Below are 20,447 nucleotides of genomic sequence, written 5' to 3' on the forward strand. Positions count from 1 at the left end.
CACATAGACGCCTGACAATATTTCGTCAGTGCGACGACAACCCTCTATTGACGCCCATAAATGCTTGAAATATCTATTTTCGAGCGAACAACCATCGCTCGAAATGGAAAAACCGCATAAGTTTTTTTTGGCATAACCCCTATGAAAAAAACGTCTGAGGTTTTCTCAAAGTTGTTCTTAGCTGTGTTGTTACACGCCTGATACGGCTGACACCACACGAATCGTCACTTTTTTGGCGATCAGGAACCATCTTACGGAGAAGTCCTCCATGCGCGATTTAACTCCGCTTTACAGTGCTGTTGTCCTGGCAGTGGCCTGTGCGCAAGCGCAAGCCATTTCGCTGACCGAAGCGATTCAAAGCACGCTCGACAATCACCCTGAAGTACAGGCAGGCAAACATGAACGCCTGTCAGCGGACGAAGAGCTGAATGTGGCCAAGGGTGGTTATCTGCCAGTGGTTGATGCCATCGCCGCCTACGGTAGACAGAAGAACGACAGCCCGAGCACGCGCGCGCTCTATGGGCATAACACCGAGGCGCTGACCTACACCCAGTCGGAACTGCGCCTGCGCCAGTTGTTGTTCGACGGTTTCAACACGCCGAACGAAGTCGGACGTACACAAGCGGTGGTCAACTCGCGGGCCTACTACGTACAAGGGACGTCGCAGAGCCTGGCGTTGCGCGCTGTCGAGGTGTACCTGGAAGTGCTCAAGCGCCGCGAGCTGCTGACGCTGGCGAAAAACAACCTGCAAGCCCACTTGCGCATCAATGACCAGATCAATCTGCGCAGCGAGCGAGGCGTCGGCAGCCTGGCCGACCGAGATCAGTCGCTGGCACGTCGCGCCCTGGCGCAGAATAACTTTCACACCGCTCAAGTGGACTTGGCGGACGCTGAAGCCAACTTCGAGAGCGCCGTGGGTCGCCTGCCGGACGAACTGGAATCGCCACCCTCGATCAGGGGCGAAGTACCGCTGAGCCTGAGTGCTGCGCAGCAAAGCATGTTGCTCAACAACCCTTATCTGAAGTCGGCGCAGGCCGATGTCCAGGCGGCCGAAAAACAGTACGAAATCGCCAAGGCCCCTTTCTACCCGCGCTTCGACGCGGAGCTGGCGGTCGGGGCCAACGACAATTTGCAGGGCGAACGCGGCCACGACAACGAATGGCGCGCCGCCGTGGTGATGAATTACAACCTGTTCAACGGCAACCGCGACAAGGCGCGCATGCGCTCCAACGCGCACAAGACCGGTCAGGCAATGGACATTCGCAACAACGCGTTGCGCATGCTCAACGAGAACATGTCGCTGGCCTGGAATGCCATGAGCAACGCCCGTCAGCAGACACCGATTGCCCGTGAATACGTCGAATCGACGACCCGCGTGCGCACGGCTTATCAGGATCAGTTCGGGCTGGGCCAGCGCAGCCTGCTGGATCTGCTGGACAGCGAAAACGAGCTTTACAACGCCAGCCGTCGCTACACCGAAGTGCGTTACACCGAGGAGCTGGCCATGTACCGGGTGCTGGCCAGCGAAGGTGAGCTGCTGCGCAAACAGCGTGTGGTACTGCCTGCCGAAGCAGTGGCGCTGAACGAGGTGCAGACCGAAGCCCGCCTGCCCGAACTCAAATAAGCCGAGAACGGGAGCATGCTCTTGAACAGTCTGAAAATCCCTGACGCCGATACGCATGAAGCATCGTTCACCGAGGTCGAGGACCCGTTGCTCGACGGCCTGGTGCTGCTCTGCCGATTGCATGGCCGCGCCCACAGTCGCACCAGCCTGTGTACCGGCCTGCCGATGAGCAATCAGCGGCTGGAGCCTTCGCTAATGCCACGAGCCGCTGCCCGCGCCGGTCTGCAGGCGCGCTGGCTGCGTCGCGATCTGGAACAGATCGACGCGCTGAACCTGCCCGTGCTGCTGTTGCTGAAGGACCAGCATTGCGCGGTGCTGGTGCGTCGTGACGAATCAGGCCGATTGCTGATCCTGCCCTCGGAAAACCAGGGCGGCGAGCAGTGGGTCGCGCCTGAACAACTGGCGCAGCGCTACACTGGTCAGGCGCTGTTCGCCAGCCCGCACCATGAACTGGAACAACTGCGCTCGCCTCTGCTGCCCAGAGTGACCTCCTGGTTTCGCGACACCGCAAGACTGTCCCGAAGACTGTATGGCGACGCGATTCTCGCCAGCCTGCTGATCAATGTGCTCGGCCTGATGGTCCCCCTGTTCGTCATGCAGACCTACGACCGCGTGGTGCCCAATCAGGCCACCGCGACCCTTTGGGTGCTGGCCATCGGTCTGCTGATCGGCACGCTGTTCGAAATGGGACTGCGCCTGATCCGCGCCCGGCTGCTGGATCAGGCGGGCAGCAAGACGGACCTGATCCTTTCCGCGACGCTGTTCGAGCGCATCGTCGGCATGAACCTCAAGGCGCGCCCGGCCACGGTCGGCGGCTTCGCCCAGAGCATTCATGACTTTCAGGGACTGCGCGAGTTCCTGACCGCCGTGACCCTGACAAGCCTGATTGACCTGCCCTTCGCGATCCTGATGCTGGCGGTCATCGGTCTGCTGGGCGGCTGGCTGGTGTTGATTCCACTGCTGGCCTTTCCACTGACGGTCGCCTTTGCCTGGGCGATTCAGATTCGTCTGCGCGACACGGTGCAGAAAAGCCTGAGTCTGGGTGCCGCGCGTCAGGCCTTGCTGATCGAAACCCTCGGCGGCCTGGAAACGCTCAAGGCCTGCAACGCCCAGAATGAACGTCAGCATCAGTGGGAAAGCACCCACGGTGCCCTGACCCGACTGGACAGCCACGCCCGTCACCTCGCCGCAATCGCCAGCAACGGCACACTGTTCGTGCAGCAGTTCTGCGGCATGGCCACGCTCGTCGCCGGGGTCTACAGCATCGTCGGCGGGCACCTGAGCGTCGGTGCGCTGGTGGCGACTTACATGTTGGGGAGCCGGGTGCTGGCGCCGCTCGGGCAAGTCGCGGGGCTGATCACCCGCTACCAGCAGGCGCAACTGACGATGAAAAGCACCGACGCGTTGATGGCATTGCCTCAGGAACAGGCGCAGGAAAAACGCCCGTTGCAAACACCCCCGCTCAAGGGCGCGGTGAGCATCAGCAACCTGCGTTTTGCCTATGAACCCAAGGGTGCAACGGCGCTGAACGGGGTTCGTTTCAGACTGGAACCCGGAGAGCGCGTCGGCATCATTGGCCGCAGCGGCTCGGGCAAAAGCACACTGGCTCGTCTGCTGATGGGGTTTCACACGCCGGACGAAGGTCAGGTGCTGCTCGACAACCTGGACCTGCAGCAGTTGGATATCAGCGAACTGCGCCAACAGATCGGGTACGTCGCCCATGATTTGCCGCTGCTGGCAGGCAGTCTGCGCGACAACCTGTTACTGGGCGCTCGCCAGGTGAGCGACACGCGCATGCTGGAAGTGGCGCGCATCACCGGCGTCGATGAGCTGGCGCTGCGTCATCCGCGAGGCTTCGACCGGCCCGTCGGCGAGCGCGGCCAGTTGCTCTCCGGCGGGCAGCGACAAAGCGTTTTGCTGGCGCGCGCCCTGCTGCTGGACCCGCCTATTCTGTTGCTCGACGAGCCTACCAGCCACATGGACAACGCCAGCGAAGAACATCTGCGCCAACACCTGCATCGCCTGATTCCCGGCAAGACCCTGCTGTTGATCACCCATCGTCTGTCGATGCTGACCCTGGTCGACCGCATACTGGTGCTCGACCAAGGCAAGCTGGTTGCAGACGGCCCGAAGGACGCTGTCATCGAAGCACTGCGCAAGGGCCAGATCGGCCCGGCGCCGTTTTGAAGGAGGATTGTTCATGACCACGTCCGGCAGCCGTCACGTCGAGCACAGGTTCCTGCCCTATCGGTCTGCCGCGCTGGCCGATCCCTCATCACGCGCCATGAGCCTGACAGTGTGGATTGCCGCCGCACTGTTGCTTGGCGCTTTGCTCTGGGCCGGATTCGCGGTGCTGGAAGAAGTCACCACCGGCGAAGGCAAGGCCATTCCGTCGAGCAAGGTGCAGGTCATCCAGAACCTGGAAGGCGGGATCGTGAGCGATATATTCGTGCGTGAAGGCCAGGTAGTGGATAAAGGCGACACCCTGCTGCGCCTCGATGACACGCGATTCATGTCCAGCCGCAGCGAAAGCGAAGTTGACCGTCTGACCCTGACCGCGCAAGTGGAGCGGCTGGCCGCCGAGGCCGAAGGTCGTTCGCTGACGTTGCCTGCTGAAGTGACGTCCAGCGCCCCGCAAGTGGCTGCCGACGAGCAGGCGCTGTATGAATCCCGGCAGCGGCGACTGGCCAGCGAGCAACGCACGCTCAACGAGCAATTGCGTCAGAAGACCCAGGAGCTGGCCGAGTTCCGTTCCAAACAGGAGCAGTTTCGCAGCAGCCTGGCGCTGGTTCAGCAGGAGCTGGACATGTCGGCGCCACTGGTCAGCTCGGGCGCGGTTTCACCGGTGGAAATCCTGCGCCTCAAGCGTAACGCGGTGGAGCTTCGCGGCTCGATGAACGCCAACACCCTGGCGATCCCGAGGGCCGAGGCGGCCATCAGTGAGATCAAAAGCCGGGTGCAGGAATCGGAACTCGCGTTTCGCGCTGACGCTGCCCGCGAACTCAACGAAAAGCGCAACGACCTGGCCCGGATCAGCGCCAGCCGTATCGCCATCGACGACCGAATGAGCCGTACGACAGTGGTGTCGCCGGTGCGCGGCATCGTCAAGACCCTCAAGGTCAACACCATCGGCGGCGTGGTTCAGCCCGGCAGCGACCTGCTGGAAATCGTGCCACTGGAAGACAACCTGCTGATCGAAGCGAAAGTGCGCCCACAGGACGTCGCGTTCCTGCACCCTGGCCAGAAGGCCATGGTCAAGTTCAGCGCGTACGACTACACCCTTTATGGCGGCCTGCCTGCGCGCCTGGAACTGATCGGCGCCGACACCATCACTGACGACAAGGACAACAGCTTCTACCTGATACAGGTGCGCACCGACAGCAATCACCTGGGCAGCGACAGCAGGCCGCTGCTGATCATCCCCGGCATGATCGCCACCGTGGACATCATCACCGGGGAAAAAAGCGTGCTGGATTACCTGCTCAAGCCGGTACTCAAGGCCCGGGCCGAAGCGTTGCGTGAGCGGTGAGTCGTGCAACGCTTGCTGAAACCTGTAAGCCACTGAAGAAACGCGATTATGTGGGAGGCGGCTTGCCGGCGATGCAGCGGACGCGATATGTCAGGAAAATTGCGTCATCGTTCATCGTCGGCAAGCCGCCTCCCACCGGTTGTTGTTATTTTTTCTTGTCTTTCGCGAACGCAGCCTCTAGCGCTTCGTTGAGGGTGCGCAGCACCTTGACCCTCGCCCAGCGCTTGTCGTTGGCTTCGACCAGCGTCCAGGGTGCGATTTCGGTGCTGGTGCGGTCGACCATTTCACCGACGGCCTGACGGTATTGCGGCCACCTCTTGCGGTTGCGCCAATCGTCCTCGGTGATCTTGTAACGCTTGAACGGGATCTGCTCACGTTCCTCGAAGCGCTCCAGTTGAGTCTGTTCATCAATCGCCAGCCAGAACTTCACGACCACGATGCCGAAATCAGTGAGCTGTTCTTCGAAGTCGTTGATTTCGGAATAGGCGCGCATCCAGTCGGATTCACTGCAGAAACCTTCGACCCGCTCCACCAGCACGCGCCCGTACCAGGAACGGTCGAAAATGGTGAACTTGCCGCGTGCCGGAATCTGTCGCCAGAATCGCCACAGATACGGCTGAGCGCGCTCGTCCTGGGTCGGTGCGGCAATCGGCACGATGGCGTATTGTCGCGGGTCCAGTGCCGCCGCAACACGACGGATCGCCCCGCCCTTGCCGGCCGCATCGTTGCCTTCGAACACCGCCACCAGCGCATGACGCTTCATCCGCTTGTCGCGCAGGTTGCCGGACAGGCGCGCCTGCTCGGTGATCAGCGCTTCCTTGTAATCATCCTTTTCCAGACTGCGGCTCAGGTCGAGGCTGTCCAGCAGGGTCAGCTCTTCGTCGTGGCTCGCCTGCGGTCCTGCGCTCTGCGACTTGACCTCAGGTTCGACCTTGTTCAGTGCCGCTTGCATGCCTTCGAGCAGCAAGCGCCCGACGGTGAGGCTGCGATAATTGGCGTCCACGCCTTCAATGACATGCCACGGCGCGTATTCGCGGCTGGTGCGGCGCAACACACGTTCACCGAAGCGCACGAACTTGTCGTAGGTCCGGGACTGCTGCCAGTCCAGCGGGCTGATGCGCCAACTGTGCAACGGGTCGTCCTTCAGCGTCTTGAGGCGCAACTTCATCTGCTTCTTGGACAGGTGAAACCAGAACTTGAAGATCACCGCACCTTCATCGCAGAGCATCTTTTCCAGACGTTCGGCACCGCTGATGGCCTGATCCAGCACCGCATCCTTGAAACGACCGTGCACCCGCCCCTGCAGCATCTGGCTGTACCAGTTGCCGAAGAAAATCCCCATGCGCCCCTTCGCGGGCAGTTGCCGCCAGTAGCGCCAGACCGGTGGATGGGCCAGTTCTTCGTCAGTCTGCTGATCGAAGGTGCGCACTTCGATATAACGCGGGTCCATCCACTCGTTGAGCAGCTTGACGGTCTCGCCCTTGCCCGCACCTTCGATGCCATTGATCAGCACAATAACCTGACGTCCGGCCTGCTCATGCAGATCGTACTGGGCTTCGAGCAACGCTTCGCGCAAGGCTGGCACGGCGGCCTCGTAGGTTTCGTCGTCGATGGCGTGACCGATTTCAGCGGATTCAAACATGCACTGTTCCCTTCATGATCGGGGCCGGGGATGATGGCCAGATGCATATAGTGACCACCGAATGCCCACATGGGTCAATCGGTGCAACAGCAATACCGCTTTTATCCGCACACACGGCTAAAATGCGGCCATTGCCACCGCTGAGCCGAACATGACCATTACCCGCCACGCCCAGATCGACTGGGACGAACAAGGCAATCCGCATTCGCGTACGTTTTCCGATGTGTACTTTTCCACCGAATCCGGTCTTGAAGAGACGCGCCATGTGTTTCTGGTGCAGAACGACCTGCGCCGACGCTTTACGGAATTGCCGGAAGACGGACGGCTGATCATCGGCGAAACCGGTTTCGGCACCGGGCTCAATTTTCTCTGCGCCTGGCAGTTGTTCGAAGAATGCGCCCGCCCCGGTACAAGGCTGCAGTTCGTCAGCGTCGAAAAATACCCGTTGAGCCGTGACGACCTGCAACGGGCGCTGGCCTTGTGGCCGGAGCTGGCGGCGTTCGCAGATCCTTTGCTTGATCAGTACGTGGCCGTGCATGAGGGTTTTCAGCGCATGGTGTTCGATCAGGGCCGGATCACGCTGACTCTGCTGATCGGCGATGCGCTGGACATGCTGCCGCAACTGGACGGCCAGATCGATGCCTGGTTTCTCGATGGTTTCGCGCCCGCGAAAAATCCCGAGATGTGGACACCGGAGCTGTTTGCCGAGCTGGCGCGACTGTCGACGACAGCGACGACCATCGGCACCTTCACCAGCACCGGCTGGGTACGCCGCGCACTGAATGCTGCGGGTTTCAAGATGAAGCGCGTGCCGGGGATCGGTCATAAATGGGAAGTGCTGCGCGGTACGTTCATCGCGTGGCCTGAAGAGGCCATCCCTGTGCCCGCCGCCAAACCCTGGTTCGCCCGCCCGCCTGCGCTGCACAATGAGCGCAAGGCATTGGTGATCGGCGCCGGGCTGGCCGGTTGCGCCACGGCCGAGAGCCTGGCGAATAGAGGCTGGCAGGTTAGCCTGCTGGAGCGTCATGCCGCGCCCGCGCTGGAAGCCTCGGGCAATCCGCAGGGCGTGCTGTACCTCAAGCTGTCGGCGCACGGCACGGCGTTGTCCCAATTGATTCTCAGCGGGTTCGGGCATACCCGGCGCCTGCTCGAACGCTTGCAGCGCGGTGTGAACTGGGACGGTTGCGGTGTGCTGCAACTGACCTTCGACGACAAGGAAGGCAAACGTCAGGCACAACTGGCCGAGGCCTTTCCCGAATCGCTTCTGCACCTGCTGGACCAGTCTGCGGCCCAAGCACGCAGCGGTATCCGGCTGGCCAGCGGCGGGCTGTTTTACCCGGAAGGTGGCTGGGTTCATCCGCCTGCCCTCTGCGACAGGCAGGCCACTCACCCGAACATTCGGTTGATCGCTCATCACGAGGCGCTGGAACTGCGTCAGGTCGGTGGGCAGTGGCAGGCGTGGGATAACGAGCGCTTGATCGACAGCGCGCCAGTCGTGGTGCTGGCCGGTGCCGCCGACATCAAACAGTTTCCGCAAAGCGCCGACCTGCCGCTCAAGCGCATTCGCGGGCAGATCACTCGCCTGCCAGAGACCGAGGCCAGCACGGCATTGAGCACGGTGGTCTGCGCCGAAGGTTACGTCGCGCCCGCGCGGCTGGGTGAGCATACGCTGGGGGCGAGCTTTGACTTCAACAGCGTCGATCTGACGCCCAATCTGGCCGATCATCTGGGCAATCTGCAGATGCTGGAAGAGATTTCCCACGATCTTGTAGAGCGTCTGGAAGCGGCAGACTTGCCACCCGAGCACCTGCAAGGCCGCGCCGCGTTTCGCTGCACCAGCCCGGATTACCTGCCCATCGTCGGCCCGCTGGCGAACCGGGAAGCTTTTCTCGACGCCTTCGCCGCGCTGGGTAAGGATGCGCGTCAGGTGCCGAACGTCGCCTGTCCCTGGCTGGACGGTTTTTACGTCAATAGCGGCCACGGCTCACGCGGATTGATCACCGCCCCGTTATGCGCCGAGCTGCTCGCCGCCTGGCTCGACAACGAACCGCTGCCACTGCCTCGCAGCGTCGCCGAAGCCTGTCACCCGAACCGGTTTGCCTTGCGCGGATTGATTCGGGGCGAGCATAAAGTCTCTGACTGAATGCGTACCCGTGGGAGGCGGCTTGCCGGCGATGGCGTCAGCTCAGTCGCTGATGTGTTGCTTCGGAAAATGCATCGCCGGCAAGCCGCCTCCCACAGTCCGTTGGTTGCAGCAAGACTTGTGTATAACGATGAGTGCAGAGCGATAAGCATGCAGCCCGTAAGGCTCTGCGTCACATTCCCGGCCTTACGCGAGTGTTAAGCGGAACGCGATGCCCTCAGCGCAATCAGTACTAAGTCACTCAGCGACGCACACTCGCTCAGCCGCTATCCTTATTGTCAGTACAGCCAGTCGAGCCCCTCATGTTGCAAGTGCGAGACGTATTCAAGAATTACACCACGGCCCAGGGGTCATTGGCAGTTTTGCGGGGTGTCGATCTGCAAATGGCGCAAGGTGAAAGCCTGGCGTTGATGGGCGAATCGGGCAGTGGCAAGAGCACGCTGCTGCACCTGGTCGCCGGGCTTGATCATGCAGACTCAGGCACCATCGAAATCGCCGGGCAACGTCTGGACCTGATGAACGAAAGCCAGCTGGCAAACTGGCGGCGTACGGAAATCGGTCTGGTGTTCCAGCAATTCAACCTGATCGGCAGCCTCAAGGTTGCCGATAATCTGGCATTTCAGGCGCGTCTGGCCGGGCGCTACGACCCGGTTTGGCAGGCACGGCTGGTCGAGCGCCTGGGCCTGGATGCGCTGCTGGACCGTTACCCCGAGCAGTTGTCCGGCGGCCAGCAGCAACGTGTCGCCATTGGCCGCGCCCTTGCCTCCCGGCCGAGTCTGCTATTGGCGGACGAACCCACTGGAAACCTCGACGAAACCACCAGTGGCGAAGTGCTGCAATTGTTGCTGGACCTGCTCGACGACAGCGCAACCACCCTCCTGATGGTCACTCACAGCCCGCGCGTTGCGGCACGACTGGCGCGCACACAGGTGCTGCATCTGGGCCGCCTGGCGAACGAAGGCGAGCGCTGACATGCGGGTGTTTTACTGGACCTTGCGCGCCCTGCTCAGTCACTGGCGACGCCACCCCGTGCAGTTCTTCAGCGTGCTGACCGGGCTGTGGCTGGCGACGGCACTGCTGACCGGCGTGCAGGCGCTGAACAGTCAGGCACGGGAAAGCTATCAGCAGGCCAGCCAGTTGATTGGCGGCCAACCGCAGTCCTCCATCGAAGCGGCCGACGGCAAGGTGTTCTCACAGGACCTGTTCATTCAATTGCGTCGTGCAGGCTGGCCGGTGTCGCCCATGGTGCAGGGCCGGATCGCGCTCAAAGGGCACGAAGACCAACGGCTTCAGCTGATGGGCATCGAGCCAGTGACCTTACCCAAAGGCTCCTCACTGGCGGGGCAAAGGCTTGATGCGCAACAGGTCGTGGACTTCCTTGCGCCGCCGGGGACGACCTGGATCTCGCCGCAGACCCTGCAGGCGCTGAACCTCAAGGAAGGCCAGCAGCCTCTGGCGGAAAACGGCGAATCGCTGCCGCCTCTGCGCGTGACGCCGGACATGGCCCCCGGCCTGCTGCTCACCGACATCGGTTTTGCCCAGCCGCTGCTCGGTGCCAACGGCCAACTGTCTCGGCTGCTATTGCCCGAGGGATTCTCAGCGCCCATGCCTGCTCCGCTGGTAGGCAAACTGGTGATGAGGAAAGCGGGCGAAGAAAACAATCTTGAGCGCCTGACCGAAAGCTTTCACCTGAACCTGAATGCACTGGGTGTGCTGTCGTTCATCGTCGGGCTATTTATCGTACACGCGGCGATCGGCCTGGCGCTCGAGCAACGCCGCGGCCTGCTGCGCAACCTGAGAGCCTGTGGGGTTACCGCCCGATTGCTGATTGCAACGCTGGGCATGGAGTTGGGTGTTCTGGCACTGCTCGGCGGCCTCCTTGGGGTGATCAGCGGCTACTTGCTGGCAAGCCTGCTGCTGCCGGACGTCGCCGCCAGCTTGCGAGGGCTTTACGGCGCCGAAGTCGCCGGGCAACTGAATCTGAGCGCAGGGTGGTGGTTCAGCGGCATCGGCGTCAGTCTGCTCGGCGCGTTGCTGGCAGGTGCCAACAGCCTGCTGCGTGCAGCGCGTCTGCCCTTGCTGGCACTGGCTGACGCGCAGGCCTGGCAGCAGGCTCACGCTCGCTGGCTGCGACGCCAGGGCTGGGTCGCCGTGATCTGCGCAGTCATCGCGCTGTCTGCCTTGCTGCTGGGCCAGTCGTTGTTGCTGGGGTTCGTGCTGGTGAGTTCGATACTGCTCGGCGCTGCGCTCGGTCTGCCTGTACTGCTGGATGCAGTGCTCGGCACGCTGCTCAAACGCAGCCGTTCGGTCACAGGCCAATGGTTCCTGGCCGATTGCAGACAGCAGTTGCCTGCACTGAGCCTGGCGCTGATGGCACTGCTGCTGGCGATGGCCGCCAATATCGGCGCGGGCAGCATGACCTCGGGCTTTCGTGAAACCTTCAACAGTTGGCTGGAGCAGCGCCTGACCGCTGAACTGTACGTCAGCCCGCAGAACCCTGCTCAGGCCGAGCCGCTGCAGACCTGGCTGAACCAGCAACCGGAGATCAAGGCCGTGCTGCCGAACTGGCAGGTGCCAATCCGCCTGCAAGGCTGGCCCGCCGATCTGTTTGGCGTGATTGATCACACAACTTATCGCCAGCATTGGGAGTTGCTTGAAGCCTCGAACGATGCCTGGGGTCAGTTGGCCAGTCAGGACACCATCATGCTCAGCGAGCAGATGGCGCGTCGTCTCAAGCTGGGGCTGGACGACACGTTGAACATTCCCTTGCCGACAGGCCAATGGTCGGCACGTATCGTGGGTATCTATGCCGATTACGGCAACCCCAAGGGCCACTTGCTGGTCAACGCCAGGCACCTGCTCGCTCACTGGCCGAACCTGACGCCCGTGCGCTTCAATCTGCGAATCGATCAGCTCGCCATCGCACCGTTGATCACTGCGCTAAGGGAGCAATTTGTGCTGGATGACAGCCACATCATCGACCAGAGCCAGCTGAAAAGCTGGTCCAGTCAGGTATTCGAGCGCACGTTCGCAGCCACCGCTGCACTCAATAGCCTGACCCTGGGCGTGGCCGGGATAGCGCTGTTCATCAGCCTGCTGACCCAAAGCCAGAGTCGCCTCGGTCAGCTCGCGCCGCTGTGGGCGATGGGCGTGACTCGACGCAAACTGATGCTGCTCAATCTGGGGCAGACGTGGATGCTGGCGGTACTGACTCTGCTGCTGGCTCTGCCATTGGGCATAGCGCTGGCCTGGTGCCTGAATGCGGTCATCAATGTGCAGGCATTCGGCTGGCGATTGCCGCTTCGGGTTTTCCCGCTGCAATTGCTGCAACTGATGTTGCTTGCGATGGTGGCGACGTTACTGGCTTCGGCCTGGCCGCTGTTCAAGCTGTACAGAAGTCGTCCAAGCGATCTGTTGAGGACGTTTGCCCATGAACGCTAGATGGCTGCTCCTCATGCTGGCTCTGTTGCTGAGCGCCTGCGACGACAAGCCGATGCCGGACAACGGTTTCGCAGGGCTGGGCAACACCGCGGACGCTTACAGCCAGGTCACACCGGGCCGGGTGTTTTCGTTCCCGCAGGATCATGGACAGCACCCCGGTTTCCGCCTCGAATGGTGGTACATCACTGCCACCCTCAAGGACGACAAGGGCGAGCAGTTCGGCGTGCAGTGGACGCTGTTTCGCAACGCCATACGGCCAGGCACTCAGATCGGCAGCGGCTGGAACGACGGCACGATCTGGCTGGGGCACGCTGCGGCCACATCGGCGACCCGGCATTATGTGGCAGAGCGCTACGCCCGTGGCGGTGTCGATCAGGCCAATGTCACCACAGCGCCGTTCTCTGCGTGGATCGACGACTGGTCGATGAGCAGCGACTCGCACACTGACGATCCGCTGGCAAGCGTCCAACTGAAGGCCAGCGGCAAGGATTTCCGCTATCACCTGAATCTCACGACGGCCCAGCCAGTGGTGCTGCAAGGCAAGGAAGGCTACAGCCGGAAATCCGATGCAGGACAGGCGTCGTACTACTACAGCCAACCGTTTTTCGATGCCAAGGGCAGCGTCGAGATCGAAGGCAAAACCTATCAGGTCACCGGCAACGCATGGCTGGACCGGGAATGGAGCAGCCAGCCCCTTACCGCCGATCAAACCGGCTGGGATTGGTTTTCCCTGCAACTGGCGGGCGGCGACCGGTTGATGCTCTATAGAATTCGCCACAAAAACGGTGCGCCCTATGTGACAGGCAACTGGATTGGCGCCGATGGTACTACCCGGTTACTGAGCGCAGACGAAATCAGCCTTGAACCCCTCAAGACCACAGCCATCGACGACCATCAGGTGCCCACAGTCTGGTCGGTCAAGGTCCCCGGCAAGCATCTGGACATCACCACCGAAGCGCTCAATCCCAAGGCCTGGATGGGCATGAGCATTCCCTACTGGGAGGGGCCTGTGAGGTTCAATGGCAGCCAGAGCGGTGTGGGCTATCTGGAGATGACAGGGCATTGATTCCGGTCACCGGCCAGTCCAATCCATGCGCCTGATACCGGAACCACGTCCAGAGAGCCCTGATCTTTATAACTTTTTGTTCTAAAACTACCGTCTTTGCCTCGGGTCAGTTTCTGGGTGGCTGGACTTTCTCAGCCACCTCCCCAACGGAAACCCGGTAAGGACTTATGTGCGGATTAGCAGGTGAACTACGTTTCGACCATCAACCAGCGGACCTTGCCGCTGTTGAACGCATTACCCATGAGCTGGCGCCTCGCGGCCCGGATGCGTGGGGTTTTCACAGCCAGGGGCCGATTGCCCTTGGTCATCGCCGCCTGAAAATCATGGACCTGTCCGATGGGTCGGCGCAGCCGATGATCGACAGCCACCTTGGCCTGTCCATGGCCTTCAACGGTGCGATCTACAACTTCCCGGAACTGCGTGCCGAGCTGGAAGCGCTGGGCTATCAGTTCCATTCCGGTGGCGATACCGAAGTGCTGCTCAAGGGCTATCACGCGTGGGGCGCAGACATGCTGCCCAAGCTCAACGGCATGTTCGCGTTCGCCATATGGGAGCGTGACAGCAAGCGCCTGTTCATCGCCCGCGACCGTCTGGGCGTCAAGCCGTTGTACCTGTCGAAGACCGACAAGCGTCTGCGTTTCGCCTCGTCGCTGCCTGCGCTGCTCAAGGGCGGCGATATCAGCCCGATGCTCGATCCGGTCGCGCTCAACCATTACCTGAACTTCCACGCCGTGGTCCCTGCGCCACGCACGCTGCTGGCAGGCGTCGAGAAGCTGCCACCGGCCAGCTGGATGCGCATTGACGCCAGCGGTCAGGTCGAACAGAAAGTCTGGTGGACGCTGCCGTACGGTCCTCATGAGGACGAGAAAAACCTCACCCTGGAAGACTGGCGCGACCGCGTGCTCGACAGCACCCGTGAAGCCGTGGCGATTCGTCAACGTGCTGCGGTGGATGTCGGCGTGCTGCTGTCGGGCGGTGTCGATTCCAGCATGCTGGTCGGTCTGCTGCGCGAAGTGGGCGTCGAAGACCTGTCGACCTTCTCCATCGGTTTCCAGGATGCCGGTGGCGAGCGCGGCGACGAGTTTCAGTATTCGGACCTCATCGCCAAGCATTACGGCACCCGTCACCATCAGCTGCGAATCCAGGAAAGCGAGATCATCGAGCAACTGCCCGCCGCCTTCCGTGCGATGAGCGAGCCGATGGTCAGCCACGACTGCATCGCGTTTTACCTGCTGTCGCGTGAAGTGGCCAAGCATTGCAAGGTCGTTCAGAGCGGCCAGGGTGCTGACGAGCTGTTCGCCGGTTACCACTGGTATCCACAGGTTGACGGTGCGAACGATCCAGTGGCCGCCTATCGCGACGCCTTTGTCGACCGCAGCTACGCAGAATATGCAGAAACCGTGCAGCCGAAGTGGCTGACCGCCAACGACGCAGCCGGTGACTTTGTCCGCGACCACTTTGCCCAGCCGGGCGCGAGCGCCGCTGTCGACAAGGCCCTGCGTCTGGACAGCACTGTGATGCTAGTGGATGACCCGGTCAAACGTGTCGATAACATGACCATGGCCTGGGGCCTGGAAGCGCGTACGCCGTTCCTGGACTACCGTCTGGTCGAACTGTCCGCCCGCATTCCTGGCAAGTTCAAGCTGCCGGACGGCGGCAAGCATGTGCTCAAAGAAGCGGCGCGCATGGTCATTCCATCCGAAGTGATCGATCGCAAGAAAGGCTACTTTCCGGTGCCCGGCCTCAAGCACTTGCAGGGCGATACCCTGAACTGGGTGCGCGAGTTGTTGACCGATTCCAGTCAGGACCGTGGTCTGTTCAATCCGGCCATGATCGACAAGTTGCTGACCAACCCGGAAGGTCAACTCACCCCGCTGCGTGGCTCGAAGCTGTGGCAGTTGGCAGCGCTGAACCTGTGGCTCAGCGAACAAGGACTGTGATCCCATGAAACAGAATGCGACGACTTACAGCCAACGCCTGTTGCGCCGACAGTCGCCCTCGTACGAACGTCTGCAGGCACGGTTTGCCGAAGATGGCAGTCTGCTGGAGGCCGAGCCTCTGGCGCTGCACTGCGGCTGGGGCCGCCTGCTGATCGGCCACACCTACCCTGATCCGGCTGCGCTGGCTCATGAGCTGCTGAACGAGAAACCGGGTGAGCGTGATATTGCGCTCTACGTGGCTGCGCCCCAACAGGTGCTGGCCCAGTCTCCGCAGCAACTGTTTCTTGATCCGTCAGACACGCTGCGTTTGTGGTTCAGCGACTACCGCCCGGCACAACGTGTATTTCGCGGCTATCGCATTCGTCGCGCGCAGAGCGAGTCCGACTGGCAGGCCATCAATAACCTGTATCTGGCACGTGGCATGTTGCCGATCGATCATTCGCTGCTGACGCCGCGTCATCAGGGCGGTCCGGTGTACTGGATCGCAGAGGATGAAAGCACCAACACCGTGATCGGCAGTGTGATGGGGCTCAACCATCAGAAAGCCTTCAATGATCCGGAAAAAGGCAGCAGCCTGTGGTGCCTCGCGGTCGATCCGCAGTGCACGCGTCCGGGTGTGGGTGAGGTGCTGGTCCGACATCTGGTAGAGCACTTCATGAGCCGTGGCCTGAGCTACCTTGACCTATCGGTCCTGCATGACAACGAACAGGCCAAGGCGCTGTACGCCAAGCTGAATTTCCGTAACCTGCAAACCTTCGCCATCAAGCGCAAGAACGGCATCAACGAGTCGCTGTTCCTCGGTCCTGGGCCGCAGGCGGAGTTCAACCCTTATGCACGGATCATCGTCGAAGAAGCTCATCGGCGTGGGATCGACGTTCAGGTCGATGATGCGGACGCGGGGCTTTTCACCCTCAGCTATGGCGGGCGTCGCATTCGCTGCCGCGAGTCGCTGAGCGATCTGACCAGTGCCGTGAGCATGACCCTGTGCCAGGACAAAAGCCTGACGCACCGCGCTCTGAAGGCAGCCGGTCTGCGCCTCCCGGCTCAGCAACGCGCTGGGAGCGAGGAACAGAATCGCGCTTTTCTTGAAGAGCACGGCCAGATTGTGGTCAAGCCGCTGGACGGCGAGCAGGGCCAAGGCGTTGCCGTTGACCTGCGCACGCCGGAAGATGTACAGAACGCCATCGAGCGTGCAAAGCAGTTCGACAGCCGCGTGATTCTGGAAAGTTTTCACGAAGGTCTGGACCTGCGCATCGTGGTGATCGGTTTCGAAGTGGTTGCCGCAGCGATACGCCGCCCCGCCGAGATCATTGGCGATGGTCGCCATACCATCAAGCAGTTGATCGAAGCCCAGAGCCGTCGTCGCGAGGCTGCGACCGATGGCGAGAGCCGCATCCCCATGGATGGCGAGACCGAACGCACCGTGCGCGAGGCCGGCCACGACTACTCCACCGTTCTGCCGATGGATGAGCGACTGGCTGTGCGCCGCACCGCCAACCTGCACACCGGCGGCTGCCTGGAAGACGTCACGGCCATTCTGCATCCGGTACTGGTGGACGCCGCTGTACGGGCTGCCCGCGCACTGGACATTCCGGTGGTCGGCCTGGACCTGATGGTTCCGGCTGCCGACCAGCCGGAGTATGTGTTCATCGAAGCCAATGAGCGCGTCGGACTCGCTAACCACGAGCCTCAACCGACCGCTGAACGCTTCGTCGACCTGCTGTTCCCGCACAGCCTGCCTGCGCACAACTAGACAGCTACAAGCGCTGGACCGAAGCGGCGACTGTATTGCCGCTTCGGCCCGCGGCTTTCCGATTGACCCAATAGGAGCCTTCCATGACCCCTGCAAATATCCCCGATCCGGATCTGAAGTACCTGCAGAAAGTGCTGTTGGAAATGCTCGCGATCCCAAGCCCGACCGGCTTCACCGATACGATCGTGCGCTACGTCGCCGAACGTCTCGAAGAAATAGGCATTCCGTTCGAACTGACGCGCCGCGGCACCATTCGCGCGACGCTCAAGGGCAAACAGAATTCACCCGACCGTGCCGTCTCCGCGCACCTGGACACCATCGGTGCCAGCGTCCGCGAGGTCAAGGACAACGGCCGTCTGGCCCTCGCCGCCGTCGGCTGCTGGTCGAGCCGCTTTGCCGAAGGCAGCCGGGTGAGTGTGTTCACCGACACCGGCATCATTCGGGGCAGCGTGTTGCCGCTGATGGCTTCGGGACACGCATTCAATACCGCAGTCGATGAAATGCCGATCAGCTGGGACCACGTCGAACTGCGTCTGGACGCCTACTGCACCACCCGCGCCGACTGTGAGTCGCTGGGGATTGGAATCGGCGACTTCGTGGCCTTCGATCCGTTGCCGGAGTTCACTGAAAGCGGCCACATCAGCGCCCGTCACCTTGACGACAAGGCCGGTGTTGCGGCCCTCTTGGCCGCGCTGAAATCCATCGTCGACAGTGGCGCGGAGCCGCTGATCGACTGTCACCCGCTGTTCACGATCACCGAAGAAACCGGTACAGGTGCCGCAGGCGTGTTGCCGTGGGACGTGAGTGAATTCGTCGGCATCGACATCGCACCGGTCGCGCCGGGCCAGCACTCCAGCGAGCATGCGGTCAGCGTAGCGATGCAGGATTCGGGCGGACCTTACGATTATCACCTGTCGCGCCACCTGCTGCGTCTGGGCGTGGACAATGAACTGCCGGTGCGCCGCGACCTGTTCCGTTACTACTACAGTGATGCGCACTCGGCCGTCACCTCGGGCCACGACATCCGCACTGCCCTGCTGGCATTCGGCTGCGACGCAACCCATGGCTACGAACGTACGCACATCGACAGCCTTGCGGCCCTGAGCAAACTGCTGGGCGCCTACATGCTCAGCCCGCCGGTCTTTGCCAGCGATGCCAAACCGGCCCAGGCCTCACTGGATCAGTTCAGCCATCAGATCGAGCACGACGCGCAGATGGAATCCGATACACGGGTGCCGCCGGTAGACAGCCTGATCGGGCAGAATCGCGAGGAATAAACGCTTTCAGATCGCAGCTATGGTTTTCGCTGCACATTGATAGCGGTACACACGTCACTTGGCTCTCCAGTGAGACAGCAGCACTGCCGTGCTTTTTTGCGCGATAGTGCGGACACCGCCGATTGCGACATGGGTGAAGGCTGAGTCCTGGCGCTGATTCGGGGGGCAATCGGCATGGATGCCGATTGAGCTGCACTGGGCCATGGATGGCCCATTTGCAGCGACCCCCGAATCAGCGTCAGGACGAAGGAACCCCGGCGAAGCCGGGGCCGGAACCGGAGCGAAGGACTTTGGCTACTTTGGTCCCTCAAAGTAGCGCGCCGTAAGGGCGCAAAGGTGACCTGAGCCATGCGCCCGGCTAACTGAATCCACAGTCTGTGCCATTTGTGACGCGGAGCGTCACGGAAGGCATGCCCACGCGGAGCGATGGGCACGATCAGTGTCGAGGCAGGCCTTGCTGACAGCCATATGAATTGCGACACCTGCCATCACCGCACTATCATCGTCGGCTATCGACTCGAGAACCGCCATGCTCATCCCCTACGACCAGCTTGAACCCGATACCCTCACCCGTCTGATCGAAGACTTCGTCACCCGCGAAGGCACTGACAATGGCGACGAAACGCCATTGCAGACCCGCGTGCTGCGGGTGCGGCACGCGCTGACCAAGGGGCAGGCGGTGATTTTCTTCGACCTGGAAAGCCAGCAGTGTCAGTTGATGCTCAAGCACGACGTGCCCAAGGAATTCTTCGACTGAGTATCAGGCAGCGGGTGATCCCGGCTGCTGCTCTGCCAGCTTGTTGGCAATGCGCCGAAACACCTCGGCGCGGTGGATCTTGATGTCCTTGGGTGCGTCGATACCCAGGCGGACCTGATTGCCATTCACACCCAGGATCTGCACGGTGATGTCATCACCGATCGAAAAGGTCTCGCCAATTTCCCGCGTCAGTACCAGCATTTTTCGACTCTCGTGTTGTTACAAAAGAGTCAGGGTGCAGGGCAGAATCGAGGGCTTCAATACGATGATGGCAAATCAGTAACGTCCTTCACGTGCGCCGGAGCGCACTGAAGGAAACGTCCTACCTACGGGTCAAAAAAACTGAAAAACTCACGCTGAACAGTCGGACACCGTCAATTTGTCTGCCGTGTCTTGGCGCGCATCTTGCCGCACATGACCGTCATTTCCTCATACATGGCCTCGGGGTGTTTGCGCTTGAGCTCCCACGCCATGCGTCCTTCTTCGTGAGGCAGGATCATGAACTCGCCTTTGCCGACCTGCTCGAAGATGTGGTTGGCGATGTCGCTGGCCGTGATCGGGGATTTTTCCAGCAGCCTGCCGATCTGCGCCTTCATCGACGGTGTAGGTCCGCGAAAGGAATCCAGCAGGTTGGTCTGGAAGAACGATGGGCAGACAACATGCACACCGACCTCCTGATCACGCAGTTCAACCAGCAGACTTTCTGACAGGGCAACCACGCCCGCCTTGGCCACGTTGTAGTTGCTCATGGCCGGCGCCTGCATCAGCGCAGCCATTGAGGCGATGTTGATGATCTTGCCCTTGCTTGCCTGCAGCATCGGCAGGAACGCCTTGCAGCCCTTGACCACGCCCATGAGATTGATCGCGATCTGCCAGTCCCAGTCTTCCAGCGACAGCTCGTTGAAGAAACCGCCCGAGGCGACACCTGCATTATTGACGATGATGTCGATACCACCGAAACGCTCTTCGCACGCCTGAGCGAAGGCGGTCAACTGGCTGTAGTCGCGCACATCGCAGCGCTGAACGAAACCGTCACCGCCTGCTTCGCGTACCAGGCTCAGGGTTTCCTGCAAACCGGCGTCATTGACGTCCGACAGTGCCAGACGCCAGCCCTCGCGCGCCCAGCGCAGTGCAATTTCACGGCCCAGACCCGAACCGGCGCCAGTAATCATGATGCGGTTTTGCATAGCGGAATGCCTTGTGATGTGCAGGAATAGACGGAGTGTAATCACTGCCGGAGCCGGACAACCCCAACATCAGAACGCTGAATACCCG

The 20,447-nt window shown here is 61.4% G+C and carries 14 protein-coding genes; 11 read left to right on the top strand and 3 right to left on the bottom strand.

What is annotated here, in order from left to right; all coding sequences use genetic code 11:
• Positions 1 to 268: 268 nt before the first annotated feature.
• The 3 genes from CFBP1590_RS19095 to CFBP1590_RS19105 are packed head-to-tail and all read left to right on the top strand — an operon-like array spanning position 269 to position 5,153.
• On the top strand, positions 269 to 1,624 hold the full coding sequence (locus CFBP1590_RS19095; RefSeq protein WP_088235743.1) for a TolC family outer membrane protein: 1,356 nt from the start codon (positions 269 to 271) through the stop codon (positions 1,622 to 1,624).
• Between the two features lie 30 nt (positions 1,625 to 1,654).
• Positions 1,655 to 3,811, top strand: coding sequence for a type I secretion system permease/ATPase (locus tag CFBP1590_RS19100; protein WP_231991876.1), 2,157 nt, complete (start codon positions 1,655 to 1,657; stop codon positions 3,809 to 3,811).
• Between the two features lie 13 nt (positions 3,812 to 3,824).
• Positions 3,825 to 5,153 carry an HlyD family type I secretion periplasmic adaptor subunit gene (locus CFBP1590_RS19105; RefSeq protein WP_088235744.1) on the top strand — a complete coding sequence of 443 codons (1,329 nt, stop codon included), beginning with the start codon at positions 3,825 to 3,827 and terminating at the stop codon, positions 5,151 to 5,153.
• Positions 5,154 to 5,298: 145 nt separating this feature from the next.
• Here the strand turns inward: CFBP1590_RS19105 and pap are convergent, their stop codons facing one another.
• A complete protein-coding gene (pap, locus tag CFBP1590_RS19110; RefSeq protein WP_088235745.1) occupies positions 5,299 to 6,795 on the bottom strand; it encodes a polyphosphate:AMP phosphotransferase in 1,497 nt (498 codons plus the stop codon).
• A gap of 151 nt (positions 6,796 to 6,946) precedes the next feature.
• On the opposite strand from pap, the gene mnmC reads away from it, so the two are divergent.
• The 8 genes from mnmC (at position 6,947) to CFBP1590_RS19150 (ending at position 19,172) form a co-directional block, all read left to right on the top strand.
• Positions 6,947 to 8,938: a bifunctional tRNA (5-methylaminomethyl-2-thiouridine)(34)-methyltransferase MnmC2/FAD-dependent 5-carboxymethylaminomethyl-2-thiouridine(34) oxidoreductase MnmC1 gene (gene mnmC, locus CFBP1590_RS19115; RefSeq protein ID WP_088235746.1), complete on the top strand. Its 1,992-nt coding sequence runs from the start codon at positions 6,947 to 6,949 to the stop codon at positions 8,936 to 8,938.
• Between the two features lie 302 nt (positions 8,939 to 9,240).
• Entirely contained in the window at positions 9,241 to 9,909 is a 669-nt protein-coding gene (locus CFBP1590_RS19120) for an ABC transporter ATP-binding protein (RefSeq protein ID WP_088235747.1), read from the top strand.
• A gap of 1 nt (position 9,910) precedes the next feature.
• The gene (locus CFBP1590_RS19125; RefSeq protein WP_088235748.1) at positions 9,911 to 12,379 is read left to right on the top strand and encodes an FtsX-like permease family protein; all 2,469 of its coding nucleotides are present in this window, start codon (positions 9,911 to 9,913) and stop codon (positions 12,377 to 12,379) included.
• Positions 12,369 to 13,445 carry a lipocalin-like domain-containing protein gene (locus tag CFBP1590_RS19130; RefSeq protein ID WP_029241923.1) on the top strand — a complete coding sequence of 359 codons (1,077 nt, stop codon included), beginning with the start codon at positions 12,369 to 12,371 and terminating at the stop codon, positions 13,443 to 13,445. Before CFBP1590_RS19125 ends, CFBP1590_RS19130 begins: the two co-directional genes overlap by 11 nt.
• Positions 13,446 to 13,612: 167 nt before the next feature.
• Positions 13,613 to 15,385 carry an N-acetylglutaminylglutamine amidotransferase gene (locus CFBP1590_RS19135; protein WP_029241924.1) on the top strand — a complete coding sequence of 591 codons (1,773 nt, stop codon included), beginning with the start codon at positions 13,613 to 13,615 and terminating at the stop codon, positions 15,383 to 15,385.
• Between the two features lie 4 nt (positions 15,386 to 15,389).
• Entirely contained in the window at positions 15,390 to 17,138 is a 1,749-nt protein-coding gene (gene ngg, locus CFBP1590_RS19140) for an N-acetylglutaminylglutamine synthetase (protein ID WP_088235749.1), read from the top strand.
• A gap of 83 nt (positions 17,139 to 17,221) precedes the next feature.
• The gene (locus tag CFBP1590_RS19145; protein WP_057407747.1) at positions 17,222 to 18,415 is read left to right on the top strand and encodes an osmoprotectant NAGGN system M42 family peptidase; all 1,194 of its coding nucleotides are present in this window, start codon (positions 17,222 to 17,224) and stop codon (positions 18,413 to 18,415) included.
• A 529-nt stretch (positions 18,416 to 18,944) separates the two neighbouring features.
• Positions 18,945 to 19,172 (top strand): YheU family protein, encoded by a 228-nt coding sequence (locus CFBP1590_RS19150; protein WP_004879420.1) that lies wholly within the window; start codon positions 18,945 to 18,947, stop codon positions 19,170 to 19,172.
• Positions 19,173 to 19,175: 3 nt separating this feature from the next.
• Here CFBP1590_RS19150 and csrA read toward each other — a convergent pair whose 3' ends face one another.
• Together csrA and CFBP1590_RS19160 are read right to left on the bottom strand one after the other, a co-directional pair.
• Positions 19,176 to 19,373, bottom strand: coding sequence for a carbon storage regulator CsrA (gene csrA / locus CFBP1590_RS19155; RefSeq protein WP_004879419.1), 198 nt, complete (start codon positions 19,371 to 19,373; stop codon positions 19,176 to 19,178).
• A gap of 173 nt (positions 19,374 to 19,546) precedes the next feature.
• Entirely contained in the window at positions 19,547 to 20,359 is an 813-nt protein-coding gene (locus CFBP1590_RS19160) for an SDR family oxidoreductase (protein WP_088235750.1), read from the bottom strand.
• Positions 20,360 to 20,447 lie beyond the last annotated feature (88 nt).

Origin of the sequence: Pseudomonas viridiflava, assembly GCF_900184295.1 — a bacterium.
Lineage (GTDB): Bacteria > Pseudomonadota > Gammaproteobacteria > Pseudomonadales > Pseudomonadaceae > Aquipseudomonas > Aquipseudomonas viridiflava.